The organism is Vibrio sp., from assembly GCF_047973365.1.
In the GTDB taxonomy this organism is placed as follows: domain Bacteria; phylum Pseudomonadota; class Gammaproteobacteria; order Enterobacterales; family Vibrionaceae; genus Vibrio.
This window is the reverse complement of sequence record NZ_JBKEBW010000080.1, coordinates 1-21748: the sequence shown is the minus strand read 5'-3', so window position 1 is coordinate 21748 and position 21748 is coordinate 1. Positions and strand designations below refer to the sequence as shown.

Genomic DNA, 21748 nt, shown 5'->3' with positions numbered 1-21748 from the left:
TTATTGGAAAAGTAGTTAACTAATTGATTTCTAGTTAGCTTGGCTTTTTTTAGTATGCGACCAGACGAATTTTTCTCTACAACATGAAAAATAGATTTGGCTGTATCTAAACCGACTGTTACGCTTGTCATAGGATCCTCTCTTACTGTTATTGGTTGTCTTTTCATCAATCAATATGGCTCATTTGAAGCCGATTAGGTAGAGAGGGTCCATTCCATTATTCTGGAAAACTTTCTGATCAGTGAATGGGTATCGATAAGCAAACCCTCTGAGCCAAGGATGGTATTAATCAGTGAATGGGATAATTATCGCGCGCGACAAATGCAAGAAAGCCGAAAAATTCACATTTTTCGGCTTAAACAATTTATCGATAATACTTAGTTGCTAATACTTGGTTACTGATAACTTGATCGCTAGTACTTGTCGCAGATTTACCAATAACCGTTATTCACGCTCAGAGTTCGAAGCCCAAACGTAAAGTAACTCTAGCGCAATCGTCGCACCGGCAAGTGATGTTAAATCACTTTGGTCATACGGTGGCGACACTTCTACTACATCCATACCGATCAGGTTAATACCTTTCAGTGCACGGATAACCTTGAGAATTTTATCCGAAGTTAAGCCGCCACAGACTGGTGTACCTGTACCCGGTGCAAATGCAGGGTCTAAACAGTCAATATCGAACGTCAGGTACACGGGTTTATCACCAACGATGCCACGAATTTGCTCTACGATTTCGTCCGCAGACATATCGTTCGCTTGCATCGCATTGATAACGTTGAAGCCGTGGCCTTCCTGTTTGTACTCAGTACGAATACCCACTTGAACCGAATGACGAGGAGAGATTAAACCCTCTTTTGGCGCATGATAAAACATAGTGCCGTGGTCATATGCACTACCATTTGCATAAGTATCCGTGTGCGCGTCAAAATGAATCAGCGCCATTTCACCATAATGTTTCGCGTAGGCACGAAGGATCGGCAAAGTGATGAAGTGGTCGCCACCTAATGCCAAAACTGTTTTACCCGTTTTAAGAATTTCACTGGTCGCCGCTTCTAGGCGGTAAGTGAAGTCTTCCGCGTCACCACAGTCAAACACCAAGTCACCGGCATCCACTAACTTGATGCGTTTGAACAGATTAAAATCCCATGGGAATTTTTTACCTTCCCACGCTAAGTTAACTGAGGCGCGACGAATCGCATCTGGCCCCATACGAGCACCAGGTCGACCAGAAGTCGCCATATCCAAAGGCACGCCTAGCACCACAACATCAGCATCCGATTCTAGCGGATCTCTCTGGTATGGCTGGCGAAGGAACGTCATTGCATTTGAATACAATGAATAATCCGTTTTAGTAAACAAATCATTCAATTAAAAATCCTCCAAATAGGTATAACCATTTAAACCATGCTCTAATTCAGCTAACACGTCTTGCTGCTCGTTTTCAGCGACACGCTGAGACACCAACTGACGGTAATTAGCTCTAATTGCGTCAACGTCGATATGCACGTAACGCATCATATCCTCAACCGTGTCACCTTCATTGATGAAAGTGATCTCTGATTCTCCTTCGTCGGTAATATTCACAACCGCACTGTGAGTATCACCAAACAGGTTATGCATATCACCAAGGATTTCTTGGTATGCACCCACGAGGAAAAAGCCCATTAAGTAAGAGGTATCTTTTGACCACGCAGGTACGGGCAGCGTGGTCTCAATGCCCTGACCTTCAACGTATTGCTCAACCGCACCGTCTGAATCACAAGTAATATCCAACATTACCGCGCGGCGATCTTCGACATTCTGCAAGTTAGACAGCGGCAGAACAGGAAACACCTGATCGATACCCCATGCATCTGGTAACGATTGGAACAGTGAAAAGTTGACGAAGAACTTATCAGCCAAACGCTCTTGCAACTGGTCTAAAATCGGTCGATGAAAACGGTTTTTCGCACTCATTTTCAAACGTAGTTCATGATAAATACGCAGCGAAAGTTGTTCTACCCAAGCATGATGTTGCAGGTTAATTACGCCTGTTGAGAACAGCGTATGAGCTTCATTCAGATCACTTTGCGTATCGTTATAAATTTCTATCAATGCACGAGCGTCAGTATCATCATTCAGAGTTTCCCAACTACGCCACATATTTTGTAGTAGCGTTGGTGCCTCCGCTTCTGGTGCAGCAATCGACTCTGGCGTGTAACCCTCTGTGCCAATTACGTTAGTGATCAGAACGGCGTGATGTGCCGTCACCGAACGACCTGATTCCGAAATAATGGTTGGCTTTGGTTGATGGTATAAGTTACATACATCACTCACCGTGCTTACGATGTTGCGAGCATACTCCGCCAAACCGTAGTTCATTGAGTTTGAAGATTGGCTACGCGTACCGTCGTAGTCGACAGCCAAACCGCCACCGACGTCAAAATATTGAATGTCTGCGCCCAGTTCACGAAGTTCACAGTAAAAACGAGCCGACTCGTTCACGCCGTTACGCACGTCGCGAATATTCGCCATTTGCGAACCTAAGTGAAAATGCACCAGTTGCAGCGCATCAAGTTGATTTTCTGCTTTCAAGCGCTCAATAACAGACAACACCTGAGAAGCCGCTAAACCAAACTTAGATTTTTCGCCACCGCTTGATTGCCATTTACCCGCACCTTGTGATGCAAGACGAATACGGATACCTAAGCGAGGTTTAACACCTAAGCTTTGTGCTTCTTTCAGTACTAAATCAAGCTCAGAAAGCTTCTCTAGTACGATAAATACTTTGTGACCAAGCTTTTCGCCGATCAACGCAAGACGCATGTACTCACGGTCTTTATAACCGTTACACACAATGACAGAACTTGCTTGTTGTGCCATTGCAAGTACTGCTAATAATTCTGGCTTACTGCCCGCTTCCAAACCCAGTTGTTTGGTCTCTAGCTGAGATTGGCTCGCTAAGATTTCATCAACGACTTCACGCTGTTGGTTAACCTTGATTGGGTAAACCAGCAGATATTTGTTCGGGTAATCGTATTCATCAATGGCCTGGTTGAATGCGTCACAAATGTTATGAACACGTTGATGCAGGATTTGAGGAAAACGAACAAGCACCGGTAAATTCAAACCGCGTGTTTCGAGCTGACTCACAATTGAACTCAATTGCGTTTGATATTGGCCATCTTTCCTTGGTGACACATAGATTTCACCTTGGTTATCTATTCCGAAGAAACCTTGGCTCCAATAATGAACGTTATAATCAGCACGTACGCGATCTAATTTAGATGATTGTTCCACATTTAATCTCACACACTAAGAGAGAATGAAGTGGCTTCAAGAGCCACGCCTGACACCCTAAATGTCACGCGCTTTATCGGACAAAACAGGGGGTATGTCTAATCATAATAATTTGTCGTTAAGACAAACTTTTGTTGTTTCTGTACACCTGATAAATGTTAGTAAAAAAAACGCAAATGTGTTGTTTCAAAAGTCTCCAATTTCGAGGGTTTTTAGACAAAATCTAGCCAGCTTAATCGCACAAAACTCGCGCTTTTTTTTTTTGCGATTACACCCTACCTTTTCATTTATTTATTTTCCATACAAAACATTCCTTCTCAAATTAATTTGAAAGAATTGCAAATAAAAAATTAACTTTATAAACAGACATTTAAGCAATAAATATAAGCAGCAGAGCCATTTACACCCTTGATATCAGGCAAATTAATAGTTAGTGTACTAACAAATATTTCGATATTTGCGTCTTAATTTGCGCCTAAAAAAGTAAAGTAACAAGGATAAAAATCATGTCTACCATGCTGGAGGTCAGGAACCTCTACAAAGTATTTGGCGAATCTCCAGAAGAAGCTTTTGCCCTGATAAATCGAGGGTTAACTAAAGATGAAATTTTTGAACAGACGGGTCTCACAGTGGGCGTCAAAGACGTCTCGCTAAGTGTTAACCAAGGCGAAATCTTCGTCATAATGGGTTTATCAGGCTCAGGAAAATCAACATTAGTTCGATTACTTAACCGCTTAATAGAGCCAACAAAAGGTAACGTTCTGATAAAAGGCAAGGACATTGCTCATATCTCAGAGCAGGAACTGAGATTAGTTCGTCGTCAAAACATTTCTATGGTATTTCAAAACTTCGCTCTCATGCCTCATATGACTGTGCTAGAAAACGCAGCATTCGGCCTGGAACTGGCAGGTATTGAGCAATCAATCAGACATCAGAGCGCCAAGAACGCATTACAGCGAGTAGGACTAGAAGCTTATTGCGACTCTTACCCTGATGAATTATCGGGTGGAATGAAGCAGCGGGTGGGACTCGCTCGCACCCTTGCAAACGACCCCGACATACTATTAATGGATGAAGCATTTTCCGCACTCGATCCATTAATCAGAGCCGAAATGCAAGATGAATTAATTCGCCTGCAAAATGATGACAAACGAACCATTGTATTCATCTCTCATGATTTGGATGAAGCAATGCGAATTGGAGATCGCATTGCCATCATGCAAGATGGTGTCGTCGTTCAAGTGGGCACACCCGATGAAATTTTGCATAACCCTGCAAACGAATACGTCAGTTCATTCTTTCGCGGTGTCAACGTTGCGTCGGTATTTAGCGCTAAAGATATTGCCCGCAAAAAACCGGCAGCCGTATTTAAAAAGCACGACAATGATGGTCCGGCAGCCGCACTGCAGTTGCTATTAGATAATGACCGAGAATTTGGCATTGTCGTTGACAGGTCCAACAAATACAGCGGTATTGTTTCGATTAATAGTTTAAATGAAGCAAAAAAAGCGCAACGCTCCCTCAGCAGTGCCCTGCTTGATAACACTATCACTATACACCCTGATGTTTCAGTCGGTGATCTGATCAGCCAGGTCGCTGAAGTACCTTATGCCGTACCCGTCGTTGACGATCAGGGACAGTATTTTGGTGTTATTACCAAATCTCGCTTACTTCAAACTTTAGACAGGGAATAAACATGGCTATAGAAAATGTTTCTAACGCTCCGGAAACAGCCAACCCATGGGGAGCCGCAACACAGTCAGCAACCGATACAGCAAACAGCGATCCTTGGTCAACAGCGACGACTTCAACGACTTCTGGTAGTGATTGGCTTAATGCCGCACAGGTACAACCTGAATCATTTGACTGGATGCACCCTTTCAAAGACGCCATTATTCCATTTGATCACTGGGTTGAAACTGCACTTAACTGGCTGGTCACACACGGACGCCCGTTGTTTCAAGCGATCAGAGTACCGATAGACTTCATTTTGAGTTCATTCGAAGGTGCGTTGGTTTCTACTCCTGCGCCTATCATGCTGCTTATTCTATTCCTATTAGCATGGCAGTTTGCAGGATCTCGTTTAGGCATTAGCACCTTTTTCTCTCTGCTGGTGATCGGTTTTATCGGTGCATGGGATCAAGCAATGGTCACACTGGCGTTGGTCATGACCTCTGTTTTTTTCTGTCTGCTAATTGGATTGCCAATGGGTATTTGGCTTGCCAGAAGTAATACCGCCGCCAAAGTCATACGGCCAATTTTAGACGCAATGCAAACCACACCCGCATTCGTCTATTTAGTACCGATTGTGATGCTATTTGGTATCGGTAATGTACCGGGAGTCGTTGTCACCATTATCTTCGCCCTGCCGCCCATCGTTCGTTTAACCATTTTAGGTATTCAGCAAGTACCGGATGAACTTATTGAAGCAGGGCACGCCTTTGGCGCCAGCCCAAAACAGATGCTGTATCGAATTCAGTTGCCGCTTGCTATGCCAACCATCATGGCCGGTATCAACCAGACACTGATGTTGTCACTTTCTATGGTGGTAATTGCGTCAATGATTGCCGTTGGTGGACTCGGTCAAATGGTGCTTCGCGGAATCGGTCGTTTAGATATGGGACTTGCGGCAGTAGGCGGACTAGGCATTGTTATTTTGGCGATTCTTCTCGACCGCATCACACAGAGAATAGGCAGTGAAAGCCGGGAATCCAGAAGTCACTGGTATCAGACAGGTCCGGTGTCTTTTGTATACCGTATTGGGCAAAAACTGACACATAGAAACGAAAAACTAGGAGAACAGAAATGAAATTGACATGGAAGGCTTTAATTAGCAGCAGTCTGGCTGTGAGCTCAATGGTCAGCTCATCGGTTTATGCCGCATCTTTGCCAGGAGAAGGCATTTCAGTCCAACCGCTACAATCAACGGTCGCGGAGGAAACATTCCAGACTCTCATCGTTAACAAGGCGATGGAAGCGTTAGGTTACGAAGTAAAACCAATCAAAGAAGTAGACTATAACGTCGGCTACACTTCCATCGCCGAAGGTGACGCGACTTATTTAGCAGTTAACTGGCAACCCTTACATGATGATAAATTCGAAGCCTCTGGCGGGTACGATAAGTTCTACCGTAAAGGCAACTATATCTCGGGTGCAGCTCAGGGTTATCTGATTGATAAAAAAACCGCCGAACAGTACAACATCACCAATATTGCGCAGCTCAAAGACCCTAAAATTGCCAAGTTATTTGATGCTAATGACGATGGCAAAGCGGACTTAACCGGATGTAATCCCGGTTGGGGTTGTGAAGGTGTGATTGAACATCAGTTAGGCGTATTTGGCTTACGTGACACCATCACCCATAACCAGGGCAATTATGCGGCAATCATTGCTGATACCATTTCTCGCTATAAAAAAGGCGACCCAATTTTGTATTACACATGGACACCATATTGGGTGAGTGGCGTTTTGGTTCCGGGCAAAGATGTGATTTGGCTTGAGGTTCCTTTCTCTTCACTTCCGGGTGAGCGTTCAAACGTCGATACGGCTTTACCAAATGGTAAAAACTATGGATTTGAAATGAACTCGATGAAAATCATGGCAAATAAAGAATTTGCTCAAGCAAACCCTGCTGCTGCGAAACTATTTGAGATAATGAAGGTGAACATCAACGACGTCAGCGCCGAAAACATGATGATGAGCCAAGGTCACAACTCAGCAAAAGATATCGAAGCTCATGCCAATGGTTGGATTAAGACTAATCAGAAGTTGTTTGATTCATGGATAGAAAGCGCTAAGAAAGCCGCGATGTAATGCTATTCACTGCATTGATTGGATCAACAAAATATACTCTTCCTACTTGAATCTGCAGCGGTGTTGGCTGCGCTCGCTCACCCCAATCACATAGCTTATCTATGCTCATGGGGATTCGCTCACTTGCCGCTTATCTGCAACTTCAAGTAGTTTGAGTATAGAAACTGAATATTAATAAATATTCCCGCCGAGCCATCAATAGCTCGGTGGTGTTTTATGTAATGCCGTTAAATTTGAAACATTTTTGTTAGCCAACTGTATGCATTTCAATTCGATGCCCACGTTTTAAGCAGTGACACAAAAATTTATACCGAACGCACCTCAAAAACAGCCATGCTTTTAAAAAGAATATGGTAAGTTAACCACGCTAGGATAACGGCTGGATATCCATATTTATCGATAATTGACATCCCGCCTACACAATACGTGCCATTCACGGCACTGATAACACAATTGATAGCCTTGGCTAATCGGAGTTACACGTTGAGCGAATATCAAGACTTAGCACAACACATTGAAATGCTGGCGAAAGCAGAAGATGACCAGCAGCAAATTAGCCTATTAAGCGAATTGGTCGAAAATACCCTAGATTCTGGCTCTGTTGCGCTTATTTTCGAAGCTTTCCCTGTCGAGCAACGTGTCAGGATGTGGCGTAGCTTGCCACTGGAAATGCACATTGATGTATTGACCGAGATGCGTGCTGATGTGCGTATTTCTGTTATTAAAAGTCTTTCAGAAATAGAGCTAAAGCTGACATTAGCCAAACTGGATAACTTATCTCTTATTGAATGGGAAGATTCACTTCCCGACGACATTGTCACCGATGCACTACGTTTAATCAGTCGTGACGAGTTAGAGCTTTATGACCAGGCAAACGAGTTCGCTGATGATGAAATTGGTCACTGGGCAGACCGAAAGGTATATACGATACCCTTTAGTATCACCGTGGCTCGTGCCAAAATGTTATTGGATAAATATCATTATGAGTCTCCTCAATATATTTATTTAATCAACAAAAAGAAAAAGTTCATCGGTGTGGTTGCTTACAGTGACATTTTGTTGGCTGATGCAACGGAACGAGTTAAGACACTGGTGTTGGAAGACATCACACTAATCAATGCTCACTTAACGCTATCCGAAGGCGTTGAAATGCTCGAACATGCAACGCTTCCTATGGTTCCCGTTGTCAATGACGACGGCACATTAATCGGCATTATTAACTGGCAGTTTGCACTCGGAACGCAACGTGAGATTTACGAAGCTCGTCTCATGGCGGGTACCGGTATGGATGAAGGTGATGATCTGTTCGCACCTATTGTGCGAAGTTCTAAACGTCGTGGAGTTTGGTTAGGCATTAACTTAATCACTGCTATATTAGCTTCAATCACCATCGGTATGTTTGAGGACGTTATCTCTGAAGTGGTGGCACTGGCCGTACTGATGCCGATTGTCGCCTCTATGGGTGGTATTGCCGGAAGCCAGACACTCACTCTGATGGTTCGAGCAATGGCGCTCAATCAGATCACTGTTGGTAACCGCTTTGCTCTGCTCAAAAATGAAGTAGGGATCGGTTCTATCAACGGACTGTTATGGGCGCTAATCATCGGCGCAATCGCAGCGCTCTGGTTTCAGTCACCACTCATTGGTGGAACCATTGCATTAGCGATTGTGGTAAACATAGTTACAGCTGCGTTTTTCGGCGTACTCATTCCGATTATTCTCGACAAGTTTGAATTAGACCCTGCGCTGGCGGGTTCGGTGATCTTAACGACGGTCACTGATGTGGTTGGTTTCTTTGCTTTCTTAGGCACGGCCAGCATTGTCATGCTGTAGTCAATCACTTATCAATATAGAAAAGGTCAGAGCACTCTGTAATGCCTGTCAGTTAAGCTCAAAAAGACAGAATTATCGTTCCCACGGTCCCCCGTGGGAATGCATACCGGAGCCTAAATAGGCAGTGAATTTGACTTTCTGTGAGTTAAATATGCATTCCCACGCAGAGCATGGGAACGAGGATTTTCTTAACTGATTGGCATTAGCTTTTTGCTGCTTTTTATTCACAAGTAAAGTGATTTAAAGCTGGTGGATGATGCTTTGCAGCCACTCTTCGGCCGCATCTTCAGGAACCGGATGCTGTTGAATATCAATGGTAAAGCACTCTGATAGTGGCGTAGCACCAATATCTTCAAGCAATGCATACGCATGTTTACCTGCAGCGCAGAAAGTATCGTAACTGGAATCCCCAATCGCAATCACGGCAAATTTTAAGTTGTCGGTTTTTGGTGGAGTATTTTGTAATGCAGTGATAAATGGCTGAATATTATCGGGATAATCACCTGCGCCATGAGTTGAAGTAATGATTAACCATGTTCCTTGCGCAGGAATATCTGCAAATGCTGGTTGGTTGTGGATCGTTGTTGCCAATGACTGCTGTTGCAACAAGTCACTCAGATGATCACCCACGTATTCTGCACCACCAAGGGTACTGCCTGTAATTATATGGATCATAGCGCTCCGCTTTATTTACCAATATTGTTTATTTCCCGATACAGAAACTAAAAATGTAAAACCACTCAAAGTGTTAGAAAGCTATTGCTGCACATGTGGAGTGCAACCTTTTGTTAGGTTTTGCCCTGGAAGAACCCATTCTAGGGGATTTTCAGTATTTTAAAAGTGGGATATCTGTCCTGTTAAACTGTGAATATGGTTATAGCGATATGCAAGATATGTTTTGATATGATGAAGCAGAGGGCGGCGCTTTAGAAGAACTAAGATGGCTAAAGATTTAACTGAGACTTTTTCTGTGCGATTTTAATACTCATTAATAACGTAATAGTTTGATTAAATGGAAGATAATTTCCCACAAGCCCCACAAGGTGAGTTTGTCCTATTTACCAGTGCCGATGGTCAAACTCGTGTAGAGTGCCGCTTTGAGTCGGACACCTTGTGGCTTTCTCAGGCTGTAATGGCTGAGCTTTATGATAAAGACGTTCGCACAATCAACGAGCATCTAATCAATATCTACAACGAGGGGGAGCTTGTACAAAACGCAACCATCCGGAAATTCCGGATAGTTCGATTAGAAGGTACACGCCTGCTGAGCTGATTGCCAGCCGTGCGGATGCCAGTAAGCCGGATATGGGCTTAACCAGCTATAAAGACGATGAAGTTCGCAAGACTGACGTTACTGTTGCCAAGAACTATCTGCGTGAAGATGAAATCAAAGAGCTTAATCGCATCGTCAATATGTGGCTCGACTTTGCCGAAGACCAAGCACTGCGTCGCAAGCAGGTATTTTTACAGGATTGGGCCGATAAGCTTGACCAGTTCTTGAGTTTTAACGATAGAGATGTATTAAACGGTGCAGGAAAAATATCCAAGAAAGACGCTGATGACAAAGCGAAATTGGAGTTTGAGAGCTTTGCCCAGCAACGTCGCCGTTTAAAAGAAGCCGAAGGATCGCAAGCTAATATTGCTGCACTCAATGCCATGATCAAAAAAGATAAATAGCCGCCAAAGAGCAGGTCTGATCTAGAATAAGATCAGATCTGAGCCTTGTGGTGTATGTTACTTCCCAATACAGAAAGAAGAAAAAATTCGCCCCAATAGATCGTCTGAGCTGAACTCTCCGGTAATTTCATTTAAGTGCTGCTGAGTAATACGCAGCTCTTCCGCGAGGATTTCTCCTGCCATGTAACCTTCGAGTTGCTGCTGGCCTATGGTTAAGTGCTCAGCGGCTCTTTCAAGGGCATCGAGGTGGCGACGACGCGCCATAAAGCCACCCTCTTGGTTGCCAGAAAAACCCATACACTCTTTTAAGTGTGTTCTCAGAGCTTCTACACCTTCGCCTGTCTTCGCTGAAAGACGGATCAATGTTGGCGTACTCACATGGCAAATCCCCAGCGTCTCACCAGTTTGATCCACTTTATTGCGGATCACTGTCATGCCCATAGTGTCAGGCAGGCGATCAACAAAGTCTGGCCAAATATCTTCAGGGTTGGTGGCGTCGGTTGTGGTGCCATCGACCATAAACAGCACACGATCAGCCTGTTTGATTTCGTCCCAGGCGCGCTCGATACCGATTTTTTCCACTTCGTCCGAAGCTTCACGCAGGCCTGCGGTATCAATGATGTGTAGTGGCATGCCGTCGATATGAATATGTTCGCGCAGTACATCGCGAGTGGTACCGGCGATGTCGGTAACAATCGCCGATTCTTTACCAGATAAAGCGTTAAGTAGGCTGGATTTACCGGCATTAGGGCGACCAGCAATCACTACTTTCATCCCTTCACGTAAAATCGCGCCTTGGTTGGCTTCTTTACGTACGGCGTTAAGGTTATCGATGATCGCTTGTAGATCGGTGGCAACCTTACCGTCAGCCAGAAAATCAATTTCTTCTTCAGGAAAATCGATCGCCGCTTCTACATAGATGCGCAGATGAATAAGTGACTCCACCAGCCTATTAATACGTTGTGAGAACTGACCTTGCAGCGATTGCAGTGCCGATTTAGCCGCTTGTTCTGAACTGGCGTCAATTAGGTCTGCAATGGCTTCTGCCTGGGTTAAGTCCATTTTGTCATTGAGGAACGCGCGCTCTGAGAACTCTCCGGGGCGAGCTGGGCGTACGCCTGAAATGGTTAAGATACGTTTTATCAGCATATCCATCACGACTGGGCCGCCATGTCCTTGCAACTCTAATACATCTTCACCAGTAAATGAGTGTGGGTTAGGGAAGTAAAGCGCAATGCCTTGGTCAAGTTCCAGACCGTTTTCATCTTTGAATGGCAGGTATTCCGCATAGCGCGGTTTTAGTGTGCGTCCCGTTACTTGTAAAGCAACCTGAGCCGCTTTTGGACCTGAGACGCGGATAATACCGACACCGCCTCGTCCCGGGGCTGTTGCTTGCGCAACAATCGTCTCTTGAAAAACAAGGCTATCAGTGGTCATAACAGATGTTACCTAGATACTTTTATTGAATTAGCGTCATTGTAATCAGCAACAAACAAAAAGGCGACCTTTTGGCCGCCTTTGCTTATTCATCATTGATTACTTGGAGTGCAAGCCTTTCTTCTCCAGATTCTTATAAATAAGAGTCTGCTGGATCAGAGTCACGATGTTCGATACCAACCAGTAAAGAACCAGACCTGAAGGGAAGAACAGGAAGAAGAAGGTGAACATCACCGGCATGAAAGTCATGATCTTCTGTTGCATTGGGTCCGTCACCGTTGTCGGACTCATTTTCTGGATCATAAACATACTTGCACCCATCAGGATCGGTAGGATGTAGTATGGATCTTGTGCAGATAAGTCATGAATCCAGCCAAAGAATGGTGAATGACGTAGCTCAACCGATTCCATCAGTGCCCAGTATAGCGAGATGAAAATAGGCATTTGCAGGAAGATAGGTAAACAGCCACCCAGTGGGTTTACTTTTTCAGTTTTGTACAGTTCCATCATCTCTTGGCTCATGCGTTGACGGTCGTCGCCAATACGCTCACGCATTGCTTGCAGTTTCGGTTGCAGCATGCGCATTTTTGCCATTGATGTGTACTGTGCTTTGGTTAGCGGGTACATCGCACCACGAACGATGAAGGTTAGACACATGATTGCCAGACCCCAGTTCACTACGATGCCTTGAATGAACGAAAGCAGTGAGTGAAGCGGTTTTGCAATGAACCATAACCAACCGTAGTCCACTACCAAATCAAGGCTAGGAGCGACTTCCGCCATCTTGTCTTGCAGTTTTGGACCCACCCATAGGGTTGATTTAAAGGTTTCTTGAGTACCATCAGCCAAGGTTTTGTTTGGCATACGAATACCGATATCACCTAAGTTACCGATAATACGTGAATAGATGTTAGTACCTGCTTCATCACGTGGAATCCACGCTGTTGCGAAGTAGTGTTGGATCATCGCTGCCCAACCGGTACCGTTTGGTAGGTTGATCGACAGGTTACGATCTTGCATATCGTCGAAACTGTACTTTTTGTAACGAGTATCTTCACTTGAGTATGCACCGCCACGGTAAGTTGGCATTGCTAAGCTACCACCAGCATCTTGTAGATTTTGACGTAGGTGTGCGTACATGCCCATAGTCGCGTTGTTAGCAGAATGGTTGACAACGTTGAATTCAACATCAATGGCATAGCTGTCACGTTTGATGATGAAAGTCTTAGTGTAGTCAATACCGTTTGCTGAATACGTCATTGGAACGCGAAGTTCGTCCTGACCGTCTGCTAGCGTAAAGCTGTCAGCATCAACATGATAATTTGGACGAGTCGTGCTGCTCAGGTCGATACCTTGAGGACCGATCAAGCCACTTTGAGCAATAAACTGATGGCCTTGCTCATTTTTAAGTAGTTGGAATGGAGTCTCTGAATCCAGTTCTTCTGCATACTGGTTTAGTTTTGCAGAAACGACATCACCGCCAACTGTGTCGATAGACAGAGTTAGTACATCTGAAGTAACGGTAATCGTTTTTGCCACAGCATTCGTTTGAGGCGGTGCCGGGTCAAACTCATCTGCAAATGATGGTGCAGGTGCTGTATTGCCTGATTGAGCCTGTTCAACCACTTGCGGAGCTGGGTTCTTAGCTACTTGCCATTGTTGGAAGAGTAAAAAAGAAACCAGAGCTAAAGCGATTAACAGGATATTACGTTGAGAATCCATCGTTAATTATCTCTGTCGTGTTTTTGGATCGGTGGAACGGGGTCAAACCCGCCTTCATTCAAAGGGTGGCATTTTAATAGACGTTTGCCAGATAACCAACACCCTTTTACAAAACCGTGAACTCTCAGTGCTTCTATAGCATATGACGAACAGGTTGGAGTAAACCGGCAGCGAGGGCCGATAAGCGGACTAATCGTCCATTGGTAAAGTTTTACTAAACCAATGGCTATCCACGTGAAGGGCGAGATAGGCGTTGCCATAACTTTTCGAACAAAGTAAACAGTTCTTCATTGCTCAAATCTTGCGCGCTCTTTTTCGCAATTACAACAAAATCTTTATTAGGAAGTTTGTGTTGTTGAAGGCGAAAACTCTCTCTTGATAAACGCTTAAAGCGGTTACGACCGACGGCAGTTTTAATTTGTTTTTTTGGAACAGCTAAACCTAAACGAGGGTGCGAAAGATTATTGTTGCGGGCAATGATTGTGAAATGAGGAGAGCCAGCTCGATGAGCTTGCTGAAAGACATTTTTATAATGCTCGGGAGTTAACAAGCGTAACTCCCGATTGAATGCGTACGTACTCAAAATAATTTAAGGATTATTTTGAAAGGCGCTTACGGCCTTTTGCACGACGTGCATTAATTACTTTACGACCGTTCTCTGTCGCCATGCGAGCACGGAAACCGTGAGTACGCTTGCGCTTTAGAACTGTAGGTTGAAAAGTGCGTTTGCTCATTGTAAATACCTTACTGATCAGTAGTTTTTAGGTTTGTTAAACCCGGCGTGGGCTTTGTGTCTTCTCTTTATATAAAGAAAGGACTATCCGACGCCTCTCAACAAAGAGGCGGAATTGTAATCACTGTCACAAAAGGTGTCAATGATTGGGTTTGCCGAAGTCTTGTTCAATTTCTCAAATTAATAAGAAAACTAGGCTGCGGGTTTTCCGGTCGGGCGATTATACGGAGTCTCTATAAAATCTCAAGGATCAGCGTCGATCGAAATGCGGGATCAGCGAGTTGCCCAGTGAAGAAGTTGTGAGTGAGCGGATATATCCTGTGGAAAATGACGATCCAATACATCGCGAATAAATGAAGAGATCATCAATAGTGATGATACTATAAGCTTTATTGAGTAAGTGTTTACTAACTTTGTTTCGGGATGAAATGATTTGAGCAGGGGTGTGAATAAATTTTTCCTTGATGGCGCTGTTTTTTCACCTTTTATGTCCGTCAAAGATAAACAGGGTTTAGATCGGATAGCGGTAAGTTATCACGGTTAACCTTGCAACAACTTGGTATGTTGTCTGGTAAAAAGCATCAATTTGGCGTTGATCGTCAATTTAAATTTCTGGGATAACTTACAAAAAACTATGGATATGTGGGTAAAGTTGGGGAAATTTATGTAGATCTAGACGACGAGGCAGAAAATATTGTGAATAACTTTGATCTTATTCACTGGATCTTCGAACAATTACTGGCGATCTTAGTTATCAACAGGTAGAATTATCAGTCTTTATCGATCATCGGATTAGAGTGAGAGCACCGTGTCATCTTCGCTTTGGTTGCAATGCTTGCAACAGCTTCAAGAAGAATTACCAGCAGCAGAATTCAGCATGTGGGTTCGTCCGTTACAGGCGGAGCTCAATGATAATACTCTCACTTTGTTTGCTCCTAACCGCTTCGTGCTTGACTGGGTTCGCGATAAATACATCAATAATATCAACTTATTGTTGAGAGAGTATTGTGGTAACGACGTACCAAGCTTGCGTTTTGAAGTGGGCAGTAAGCCTGTTGTCGCCGCTAAACCCGCACCGGTTCGTTCAGCTGCGGATGTGGCAGCAGAATCATCTGCACCAGCTCAACTAGCTCAGCGTCGCCCTGTTCACAAAACATGGGATGACGAGTCGGTTGAAACCGACATCACTTATCGCTCAAACGTTAACCCTAAGCATAAGTTCAATAACTTCGTTGAAGGTAAATCAAACCAATTGGGTTTGGCTGCGGCTCGTCAGGTCGCTGATAACCCGGGGGCTGCGTATAACCCACTCTTCTTATACGGTGGCACCGGTCTGGGTAAAACTCACTTGCTTCATGCTGTGGGTAACGCGATTGTTGATAATAAACCGAATGCCAAAGTGGTTTACATGCATTCAGAGCGTTTCGTTCAGGACATGGTTAAAGCACTGCAAAATAACGCGATTGAAGAATTTAAACGTTACTACCGTAGCGTTGATGCGTTATTGATCGATGATATTCAATTCTTTGCCAATAAAGAGCGCTCTCAGGAAGAGTTCTTCCATACCTTTAACGCGTTGTTGGAAGGTAATCAGCAAATCATCTTAACTTCTGACCGTTATCCAAAAGAGATCAATGGGGTAGAAGATCGCCTGAAATCTCGTTTCGGTTGGGGTCTGACGGTGGCGATTGAGCCGCCAGAGCTAGAAACTCGCGTGGCGATTTTGATGAAAAAAGCCGAAGATCACCAAATTCATCTGCCGGATGAAGTGGCGTTCTTTATTGCGAAACGTCTGCGTTCAAACGTTCGTGAGCTGGAAGGGGCACTCAACCGTGTTATCGCCAATGCCAACTTTACTGGTCGGCCAATTACCATTGATTTTGTGCGTGAAGCGCTGCGTGACTTACTGGCTCTGCAAGAAAAGCTGGTCACCATTGATAATATTCAAAAGACAGTTGCAGAGTACTACAAAATTAAAATGGCGGATTTACTGTCAAAACGTCGTTCACGTTCTGTTGCGCGTCCTCGTCAGTTAGCTATGGCGTTAGCGAAAGAACTCACCAACCACAGCTTGCCAGAAATTGGTGATGCTTTCGGTGGCCGAGACCATACCACTGTGCTTCATGCCTGTCGTAAAATCGAGCAACTGCGCGAAGAGAGTCACGACATAAAAGAAGACTACTCTAACTTGATTCGTACGCTTTCATCATAATTGCGCTATAGTCTGCGCTAACGTGAGAGTTTGCGCTAATTTGGGCTTGCGCTGATTTCGCGTCGTTAATCCGTCTATCGTTTAAGAGCACACTATGAAATTTACTATCGAACGTAGCCACTTCATTAAACCTCTGCAACAGGTATCGGGCACTTTAGGTGGTCGCTCATCACTGCCTATATTAGGTAACTTGTTGATTAAGGTTGAAGATAATCAATTGTCGATGACGGCAACGGATTTAGAAGTTGAACTGATCAGTCGAGTGACGTTGGAAGGCGATTTTGAAGCGGGTAGTATTACTGTTCCTGCGCGTAAATTTCTTGATATCTGCCGTGGCTTGCCAGATTCAGCCGTGATCACTGTGGTGTTAGACGGCGACCGTATTCAATTGCGCTCTGGTCGTAGCCGTTTCTCACTGGCAACCTTGCCCGCCAATGATTTCCCTAATATCGAAGATTGGCAAAGTGAAGTTGAAATTTCCCTCACTCAGGCAGAACTTCGTGCTCTGATAGAGAAAACGCAGTTTTCTATGGCAAACCAGGATGTGCGCTATTATCTAAACGGTATGCTGTTTGAAATTGATGGCAGTACGCTGCGTTCCGTGGCGACCGATGGTCACCGTATGGCGGTTTCTCAAACGGAGCTTGGCGCTGATTTTGCGCATAAGCAAATCATCCTGCCGCGTAAAGGGGTACTGGAGCTGGTCAAGCTACTGGATGCGCCTGAACAATCTGTGGTGCTGCAAATTGGTAGTTCAAACCTGCGTGCGGATGTGAACAACTTTGTTTTCACCTCTAAGCTGGTTGATGGTCGTTTTCCTGATTATCGCCGCGTAATGCCGCAAAGTACCAACAAAGTTTTACTTGCTAACTGTGATGAATTACGTCAGTGTTTTTCACGTGCTGCTATTCTGTCGAATGAAAAATTCCGTGGTGTACGAGTGAATTTGGCGGACAGCGAAATGCGCATTACGGCCAATAACCCCGAACAGGAAGAAGCGGAAGAAGTATTAGATGTGAACTTCGCAGGTGATGCGATTGAGATCGGCTTCAATGTAAGCTACATCCTCGATGTGTTGAATACTCTTCGTTGTGATAACGTACGTATCTCGATGTCAGATGCTAACGCCAGTGCGCTGGTGGAAAATGCCGAAGATGACAGCGCGATGTACGTTGTAATGCCTATTCGTCTGTAACTATTTGTCATTAAGAGTTAAGGATTTAAGTTCGCGCTATGCCGCTTACGCGTCTGGTTATTCAGCAATTTCGTAATATTAAAGCCTGTGATATTTCATTGTCATCAGGCTTTAACTTTCTTATTGGTGTCAATGGCAGTGGTAAAACCAGCGTTTTGGAAGCGATTTATTTGCTCGGACATGGTCGCTCTTTTAAAAGTTCGCTCACTGGCCGAGTGATTCAAAATGAGTGCTCAGAACTGTTTGTTCACGGGCGTTTTTTGACATCGGATCAATTTGAGTTACCGATTGGTATTAATAAGCAGCGCGACGGTTCAACTGAGGTTAAAATAGGCGGTCAATCTGGGCAAAAATTGGCGCAGTTGGCGCAAGTGTTACCTTTGCAGTTGATTCATCCGGAAGGCTTTGATTTATTAACCGATGGGCCGAAGCAACGTCGATCATTTATTGATTGGGGGGTGTTTCATTCGCAGCCGGCATTCTATGATGCATGGGGAAGATTTAAGCGGTTAAGTAAACAGCGTAATGCATTACTCAAAACAGCGACCAGCTACCGTGAGCTGAGTTATTGGGATCAGGAATTGGCCTTGTTGGCTGAAAATATTGACCAATGGCGCCGAACTTACGTCGAACAAATGAAAGTGGTCGCAGAAGAGTTATGCCGCACGTTTTTACCGGAGTTCGATATTGCGGTAAAGTACTATCGCGGTTGGGATAAAGAGACCCCATACCAGCAGATATTAGAAAAAAACTTCGAACGTGATCAACAGCTTGGCTACACTTTTAGTGGTCCAAATAAAGCGGATTTGAAGATAAAAGTTAACGGTACTCCGGTGGAAGATGTACTTTCACGGGGGCAACTGAAATTAATGGTGTGTGCACTCCGTGTCGCACAGGGCCAACACTTAACGGAGTTGACCGGGAAACAATGCATCTACTTAATAGATGATTTTGCTTCCGAACTCGATAGCCAGCGTCGTAAACGTCTTGCCGATTGCTTGAAGGCGACGCAGGCTCAAGTTTTTGTAAGTTCTATTACCCAAAGCCAAGTTGCCGACATGGTCGAGCCAAACAGCAAGATGTTTCATGTGGAACATGGCACAATAGAGCAAGGATAATTTAGTCAGAGAGTAACTCATGTCGAATAATTACGATTCATCGAGTATTAAGGTACTAAAGGGTCTGGACGCGGTACGTAAACGTCCAGGTATGTACATCGGCGACACTGATGATGGCACCGGTCTACACCACATGGTTTTTGAGGTGGTGGATAACTCGATAGATGAAGCGTTAGCAGGTCACTGTAAAGACATCATCGTTACTATTCACGAAGATAACTCAGTATCGGTTAGCGATGATGGTCGTGGTATTCCAACCGAGCTTCACCCAGAAGAGAAAGTCTCTGCCGCTGAAGTTATCATGACGGTACTGCACGCGGGTGGTAAGTTCGATGATAACTCTTATAAAGTATCAGGTGGTCTGCACGGTGTCGGTGTGTCAGTCGTTAACGCACTCTCCGAAAAAGTACTTCTGACGATTTACCGCGGTGGTCACATCCATACTCAAACCTATCACCATGGGGTGCCTCAAGCGCCACTCAGCGTGGTGGGTGATACGGAAAAAACCGGTACGACAGTACGCTTCTGGCCAAGTGCAGATACATTCACCAATATCGAATTCCATTACGATATTCTTGCCAAACGTCTACGTGAACTTTCCTTCCTCAACTCTGGTGTATCAATCAGACTGATTGACGACCGTGAAGAAGATAAGCAAGACCACTTTATGTATGAAGGCGGTATTCAGGCATTTGTTACTCACCTAAACCGTAACAAGACGCCAATTCATGAGAAAGTGTTCCACTTTAACGCAGAGCGTGAAGATGGTATTAGTGTTGAAGTGGCAATGCAATGGAACGACGGCTTCCAAGAAGGTATTTACTGCTTTACCAACAACATCCCACAGCGCGATGGTGGTACTCACTTAGCTGGTTTCCGTGCCGCGTTAACGCGTACACTAAATACTTACATGGACAAAGAAGGCTACAGCAAGAAAGCCAAAACAGCGACGTCGGGTGATGATGCGCGTGAAGGTTTGACTGCGGTGGTTTCGGTAAAAGTGCCAGATCCAAAATTCTCAAGCCAAACCAAAGACAAACTGGTTTCCTCTGAAGTGAAAGCTGCGGTTGAATCGGCAATGGGTGAGAAACTGAACGAGTTCCTTGCTGAGCATCCTTCTGAAGCGAAAATGGTGTGTAGCAAAATCATCGATGCGGCACGTGCTCGTGAAGCGGCGCGTAAAGCTCGTGAAATGACGCGTCGTAAAGGCGCGTTAGACCTTGCTGGTCTGCCTGGTAAACTGGCTGACTGTCAGGAAAAAGACCCTGCACTGTCTGAACTATACATAGTGGAAGGGGACTCTGCTGGCGGATCAGCCAAGCAGGGACGTAACCGTAAGAACCAAGCGATTCTGCCGCTGAAAGGTAAGATCCTAAACGTTGAAAAAGCCCGTTTTGATAAGATGCTTTCTTCTCAGGAAGTGGCAACGCTGATCACGGCATTAGGTTGTGGTATCGGTCGCGATGAGTACAACCCAGACAAACTGCGTTACCACAACATCATCATCATCACCGATGCTGACGTCGACGGTTCGCACATTCGTACGCTACTGTTGACTTTCATCTACAGTCAAATGCCCGAGCTGATTGAGCGTGGCTATATCTATATTGCTCAGCCACCACTTTACAAAGTGAAGAAAGGTAAGCAAGAGCAGTACATCAAAGATGAAGATGCAATGGAACAATACCAGGTTTCTCTTGCTCTGGATGGTGCTGAACTGCACGTTAACGCCGATGCGCCTGCATTAGCGGGCGCGCCACTTGAACAGCTTGTTCAACAATACAATGCTGCGGTGAAACTGATTGGCCGAATGAGCCGTCGTTACCCTTATGCTCTGGTGCAAGAGTTTATGTATGTGCCTCGTTTAACGGCGGAACAGTGTAAAGATCAAGCGGCTGTGGATACATGGACTAAAGTGCTGATTGAGCAGCTAAATGCGAAAGAGTCGGGTGCTAGCCAATACAGCTACCAAGTCGAGCACAATGCTGAACAAAGCCTATATGCGCCTAAACTGGTGGTTCGTACACATGGTGTCACCTACGAATACTTAATCAGTATTGATCTGCTGAACTCAAAAGAGTACGGCAAACTCGCTGATACATCAGAAGCACTGCATGGCTTGATTGAAAACGGTGCATACATCAAACGTGGTGAGCGTACACAGCCTGTTGACAGCTTTGCTTCAGCGCTTGATTGGCTGATCAAAGAGTCTCGCCGTGGTCTGTCTCTGCAACGATACAAAGGTCTTGGTGAGATGAACCCAGATCAGCTTTGGGAAACCACCATGGACCCAGAGACTCGTCGTATGATGCAAGTAACCATTGAAGATGCGGTTGGTGCTGACGAACTGTTTACCACACTGATGGGTGACCAGGTTGAACCTCGTCGTGCGTTCATCGAGAACAACGCGCTGAAAGTAGCTAACCTAGATGTGTAAACATTACCAACAAAGTCCTTTCCGTCATTCCAGCGAAGGCTCAATGCTGTTCGTTTAAGAGTTCTCTTTCTTTTTTCGTGAGCTCTTCAACGGGAATTTGATAGGTTTTATCTTGACCGCCCGTTCATAATTTGGGCGGTCTTGCTTTGGCATAATAAACTCCCGTAATGACTCGGTTAAATCTTTTAAACGCGCGGGGAGTGACTGAAGATTTTTAGTTCGACAGATGGCCGTGTAATCATAAAGAACGACTTTAAATCCAAGTTTAAAGCTGATTCTAAGCGGACTG

At 44.7% G+C, this 21748-nt stretch carries 17 protein-coding genes and 2 pseudogenes; 9 read left to right on the top strand and 10 right to left on the bottom strand.

The features are described from left to right. The 3 genes and pseudogenes from ACK5MF_RS10870 to speA form a co-directional block, all read right to left on the bottom strand. Positions 1-131, bottom strand: a pseudogene (locus ACK5MF_RS10870) (IS110 family transposase); the annotation flags it as partial. 313 nt (positions 132-444) lie between these two features. Further along, positions 445-1371, bottom strand: coding sequence for an agmatinase (gene speB / locus ACK5MF_RS10865; protein ID WP_416922094.1), 927 nt, complete (start codon positions 1369-1371; stop codon positions 445-447). Then, a complete protein-coding gene (gene speA / locus ACK5MF_RS10860; RefSeq protein WP_416922092.1) occupies positions 1372-3282 on the bottom strand; it encodes an arginine decarboxylase in 1911 nt (636 codons plus the stop codon). Positions 3283-3788: 506 nt separating this feature from the next. Between speA and proV the strand changes: the two genes are divergently transcribed. The 4 genes from proV to ACK5MF_RS10840 all read left to right on the top strand — a co-directional run bounded on the left by proV (position 3789) and on the right by ACK5MF_RS10840 (position 8928). Then, positions 3789-4976 carry a glycine betaine/L-proline ABC transporter ATP-binding protein ProV gene (proV, locus tag ACK5MF_RS10855; protein WP_416922091.1) on the top strand — a complete coding sequence of 396 codons (1188 nt, stop codon included), beginning with the start codon at positions 3789-3791 and terminating at the stop codon, positions 4974-4976. A 2-nt stretch (positions 4977-4978) separates the two neighbouring features. Next, positions 4979-6091, top strand: a complete 1113-nt coding sequence (gene proW, locus ACK5MF_RS10850) for a glycine betaine/L-proline ABC transporter permease ProW (protein WP_416922089.1) — start codon at positions 4979-4981, stop codon at positions 6089-6091. Continuing rightward, on the top strand, positions 6088-7095 hold the full coding sequence (proX, locus tag ACK5MF_RS10845) for a glycine betaine/L-proline ABC transporter substrate-binding protein ProX (RefSeq protein ID WP_416922087.1): 1008 nt from the start codon (positions 6088-6090) through the stop codon (positions 7093-7095). The genes proW and proX overlap by 4 nt, the downstream gene beginning before the upstream one ends. A 483-nt stretch (positions 7096-7578) precedes the next feature. Further along, positions 7579-8928 carry a magnesium transporter gene (locus ACK5MF_RS10840; protein ID WP_416922085.1) on the top strand — a complete coding sequence of 450 codons (1350 nt, stop codon included), beginning with the start codon at positions 7579-7581 and terminating at the stop codon, positions 8926-8928. Between the two features lie 240 nt (positions 8929-9168). Here the strand turns inward: ACK5MF_RS10840 and mioC are convergent, their stop codons facing one another. After that, on the bottom strand, positions 9169-9603 hold the full coding sequence (mioC, locus tag ACK5MF_RS10835) for an FMN-binding protein MioC (protein ID WP_416922083.1): 435 nt from the start codon (positions 9601-9603) through the stop codon (positions 9169-9171). 337 nt (positions 9604-9940) lie between these two features. Between mioC and rhuM the strand changes: the two are divergent. Then, positions 9941-10605, top strand: a pseudogene (gene rhuM / locus ACK5MF_RS10830) (RhuM family protein). A gap of 57 nt (positions 10606-10662) precedes the next feature. On the opposite strand, the gene mnmE reads toward rhuM, so the two are convergent. The 5 genes from mnmE to rpmH all read right to left on the bottom strand — a co-directional run bounded on the left by mnmE (position 10663) and on the right by rpmH (position 14498). Continuing rightward, the gene (gene mnmE, locus ACK5MF_RS10825; protein ID WP_416922081.1) at positions 10663-12042 is read right to left on the bottom strand and encodes a tRNA uridine-5-carboxymethylaminomethyl(34) synthesis GTPase MnmE; all 1380 of its coding nucleotides are present in this window, start codon (positions 12040-12042) and stop codon (positions 10663-10665) included. Between the two features lie 99 nt (positions 12043-12141). Continuing rightward, entirely contained in the window at positions 12142-13764 is a 1623-nt protein-coding gene (gene yidC, locus ACK5MF_RS10820) for a membrane protein insertase YidC (protein WP_416922079.1), read from the bottom strand. A 2-nt stretch (positions 13765-13766) separates the two neighbouring features. After that, positions 13767-14024, bottom strand: coding sequence for a membrane protein insertion efficiency factor YidD (gene yidD, locus ACK5MF_RS10815; RefSeq protein WP_081878773.1), 258 nt, complete (start codon positions 14022-14024; stop codon positions 13767-13769). Next, complete coding sequence (gene rnpA, locus ACK5MF_RS10810) at positions 13991-14314, bottom strand: ribonuclease P protein component (RefSeq protein WP_246201029.1); 324 nt, start codon at positions 14312-14314, stop codon at positions 13991-13993. The genes yidD and rnpA overlap by 34 nt, the downstream gene beginning before the upstream one ends. A gap of 46 nt (positions 14315-14360) precedes the next feature. Continuing rightward, positions 14361-14498, bottom strand: coding sequence for a 50S ribosomal protein L34 (rpmH, locus tag ACK5MF_RS10805; RefSeq protein WP_416922076.1), 138 nt, complete (start codon positions 14496-14498; stop codon positions 14361-14363). An 807-nt stretch (positions 14499-15305) separates the two neighbouring features. On the opposite strand from rpmH, the gene dnaA reads away from it, so the two are divergent. The 4 genes from dnaA (at position 15306) to gyrB (ending at position 21459) form a co-directional block, all read left to right on the top strand. After that, positions 15306-16709 (top strand): chromosomal replication initiator protein DnaA, encoded by a 1404-nt coding sequence (gene dnaA, locus ACK5MF_RS10800; RefSeq protein WP_416922074.1) that lies wholly within the window; start codon positions 15306-15308, stop codon positions 16707-16709. Positions 16710-16803: 94 nt separating this feature from the next. After that, positions 16804-17904: a DNA polymerase III subunit beta gene (gene dnaN, locus ACK5MF_RS10795; protein ID WP_416922072.1), complete on the top strand. Its 1101-nt coding sequence runs from the start codon at positions 16804-16806 to the stop codon at positions 17902-17904. Positions 17905-17942: 38 nt separating this feature from the next. Continuing rightward, positions 17943-19022 (top strand): DNA replication/repair protein RecF, encoded by a 1080-nt coding sequence (gene recF / locus ACK5MF_RS10790; RefSeq protein WP_416922070.1) that lies wholly within the window; start codon positions 17943-17945, stop codon positions 19020-19022. A 19-nt stretch (positions 19023-19041) separates the two neighbouring features. Next, entirely contained in the window at positions 19042-21459 is a 2418-nt protein-coding gene (gene gyrB, locus ACK5MF_RS10785) for a DNA topoisomerase (ATP-hydrolyzing) subunit B (protein ID WP_416922068.1), read from the top strand. A gap of 54 nt (positions 21460-21513) precedes the next feature. On the opposite strand, the gene ACK5MF_RS10780 is transcribed toward gyrB, so the two are convergent. Then, positions 21514-21748: hypothetical protein (locus tag ACK5MF_RS10780; RefSeq protein WP_416920405.1), on the bottom strand; the 235-nt coding region annotated here is incomplete at its 5' end.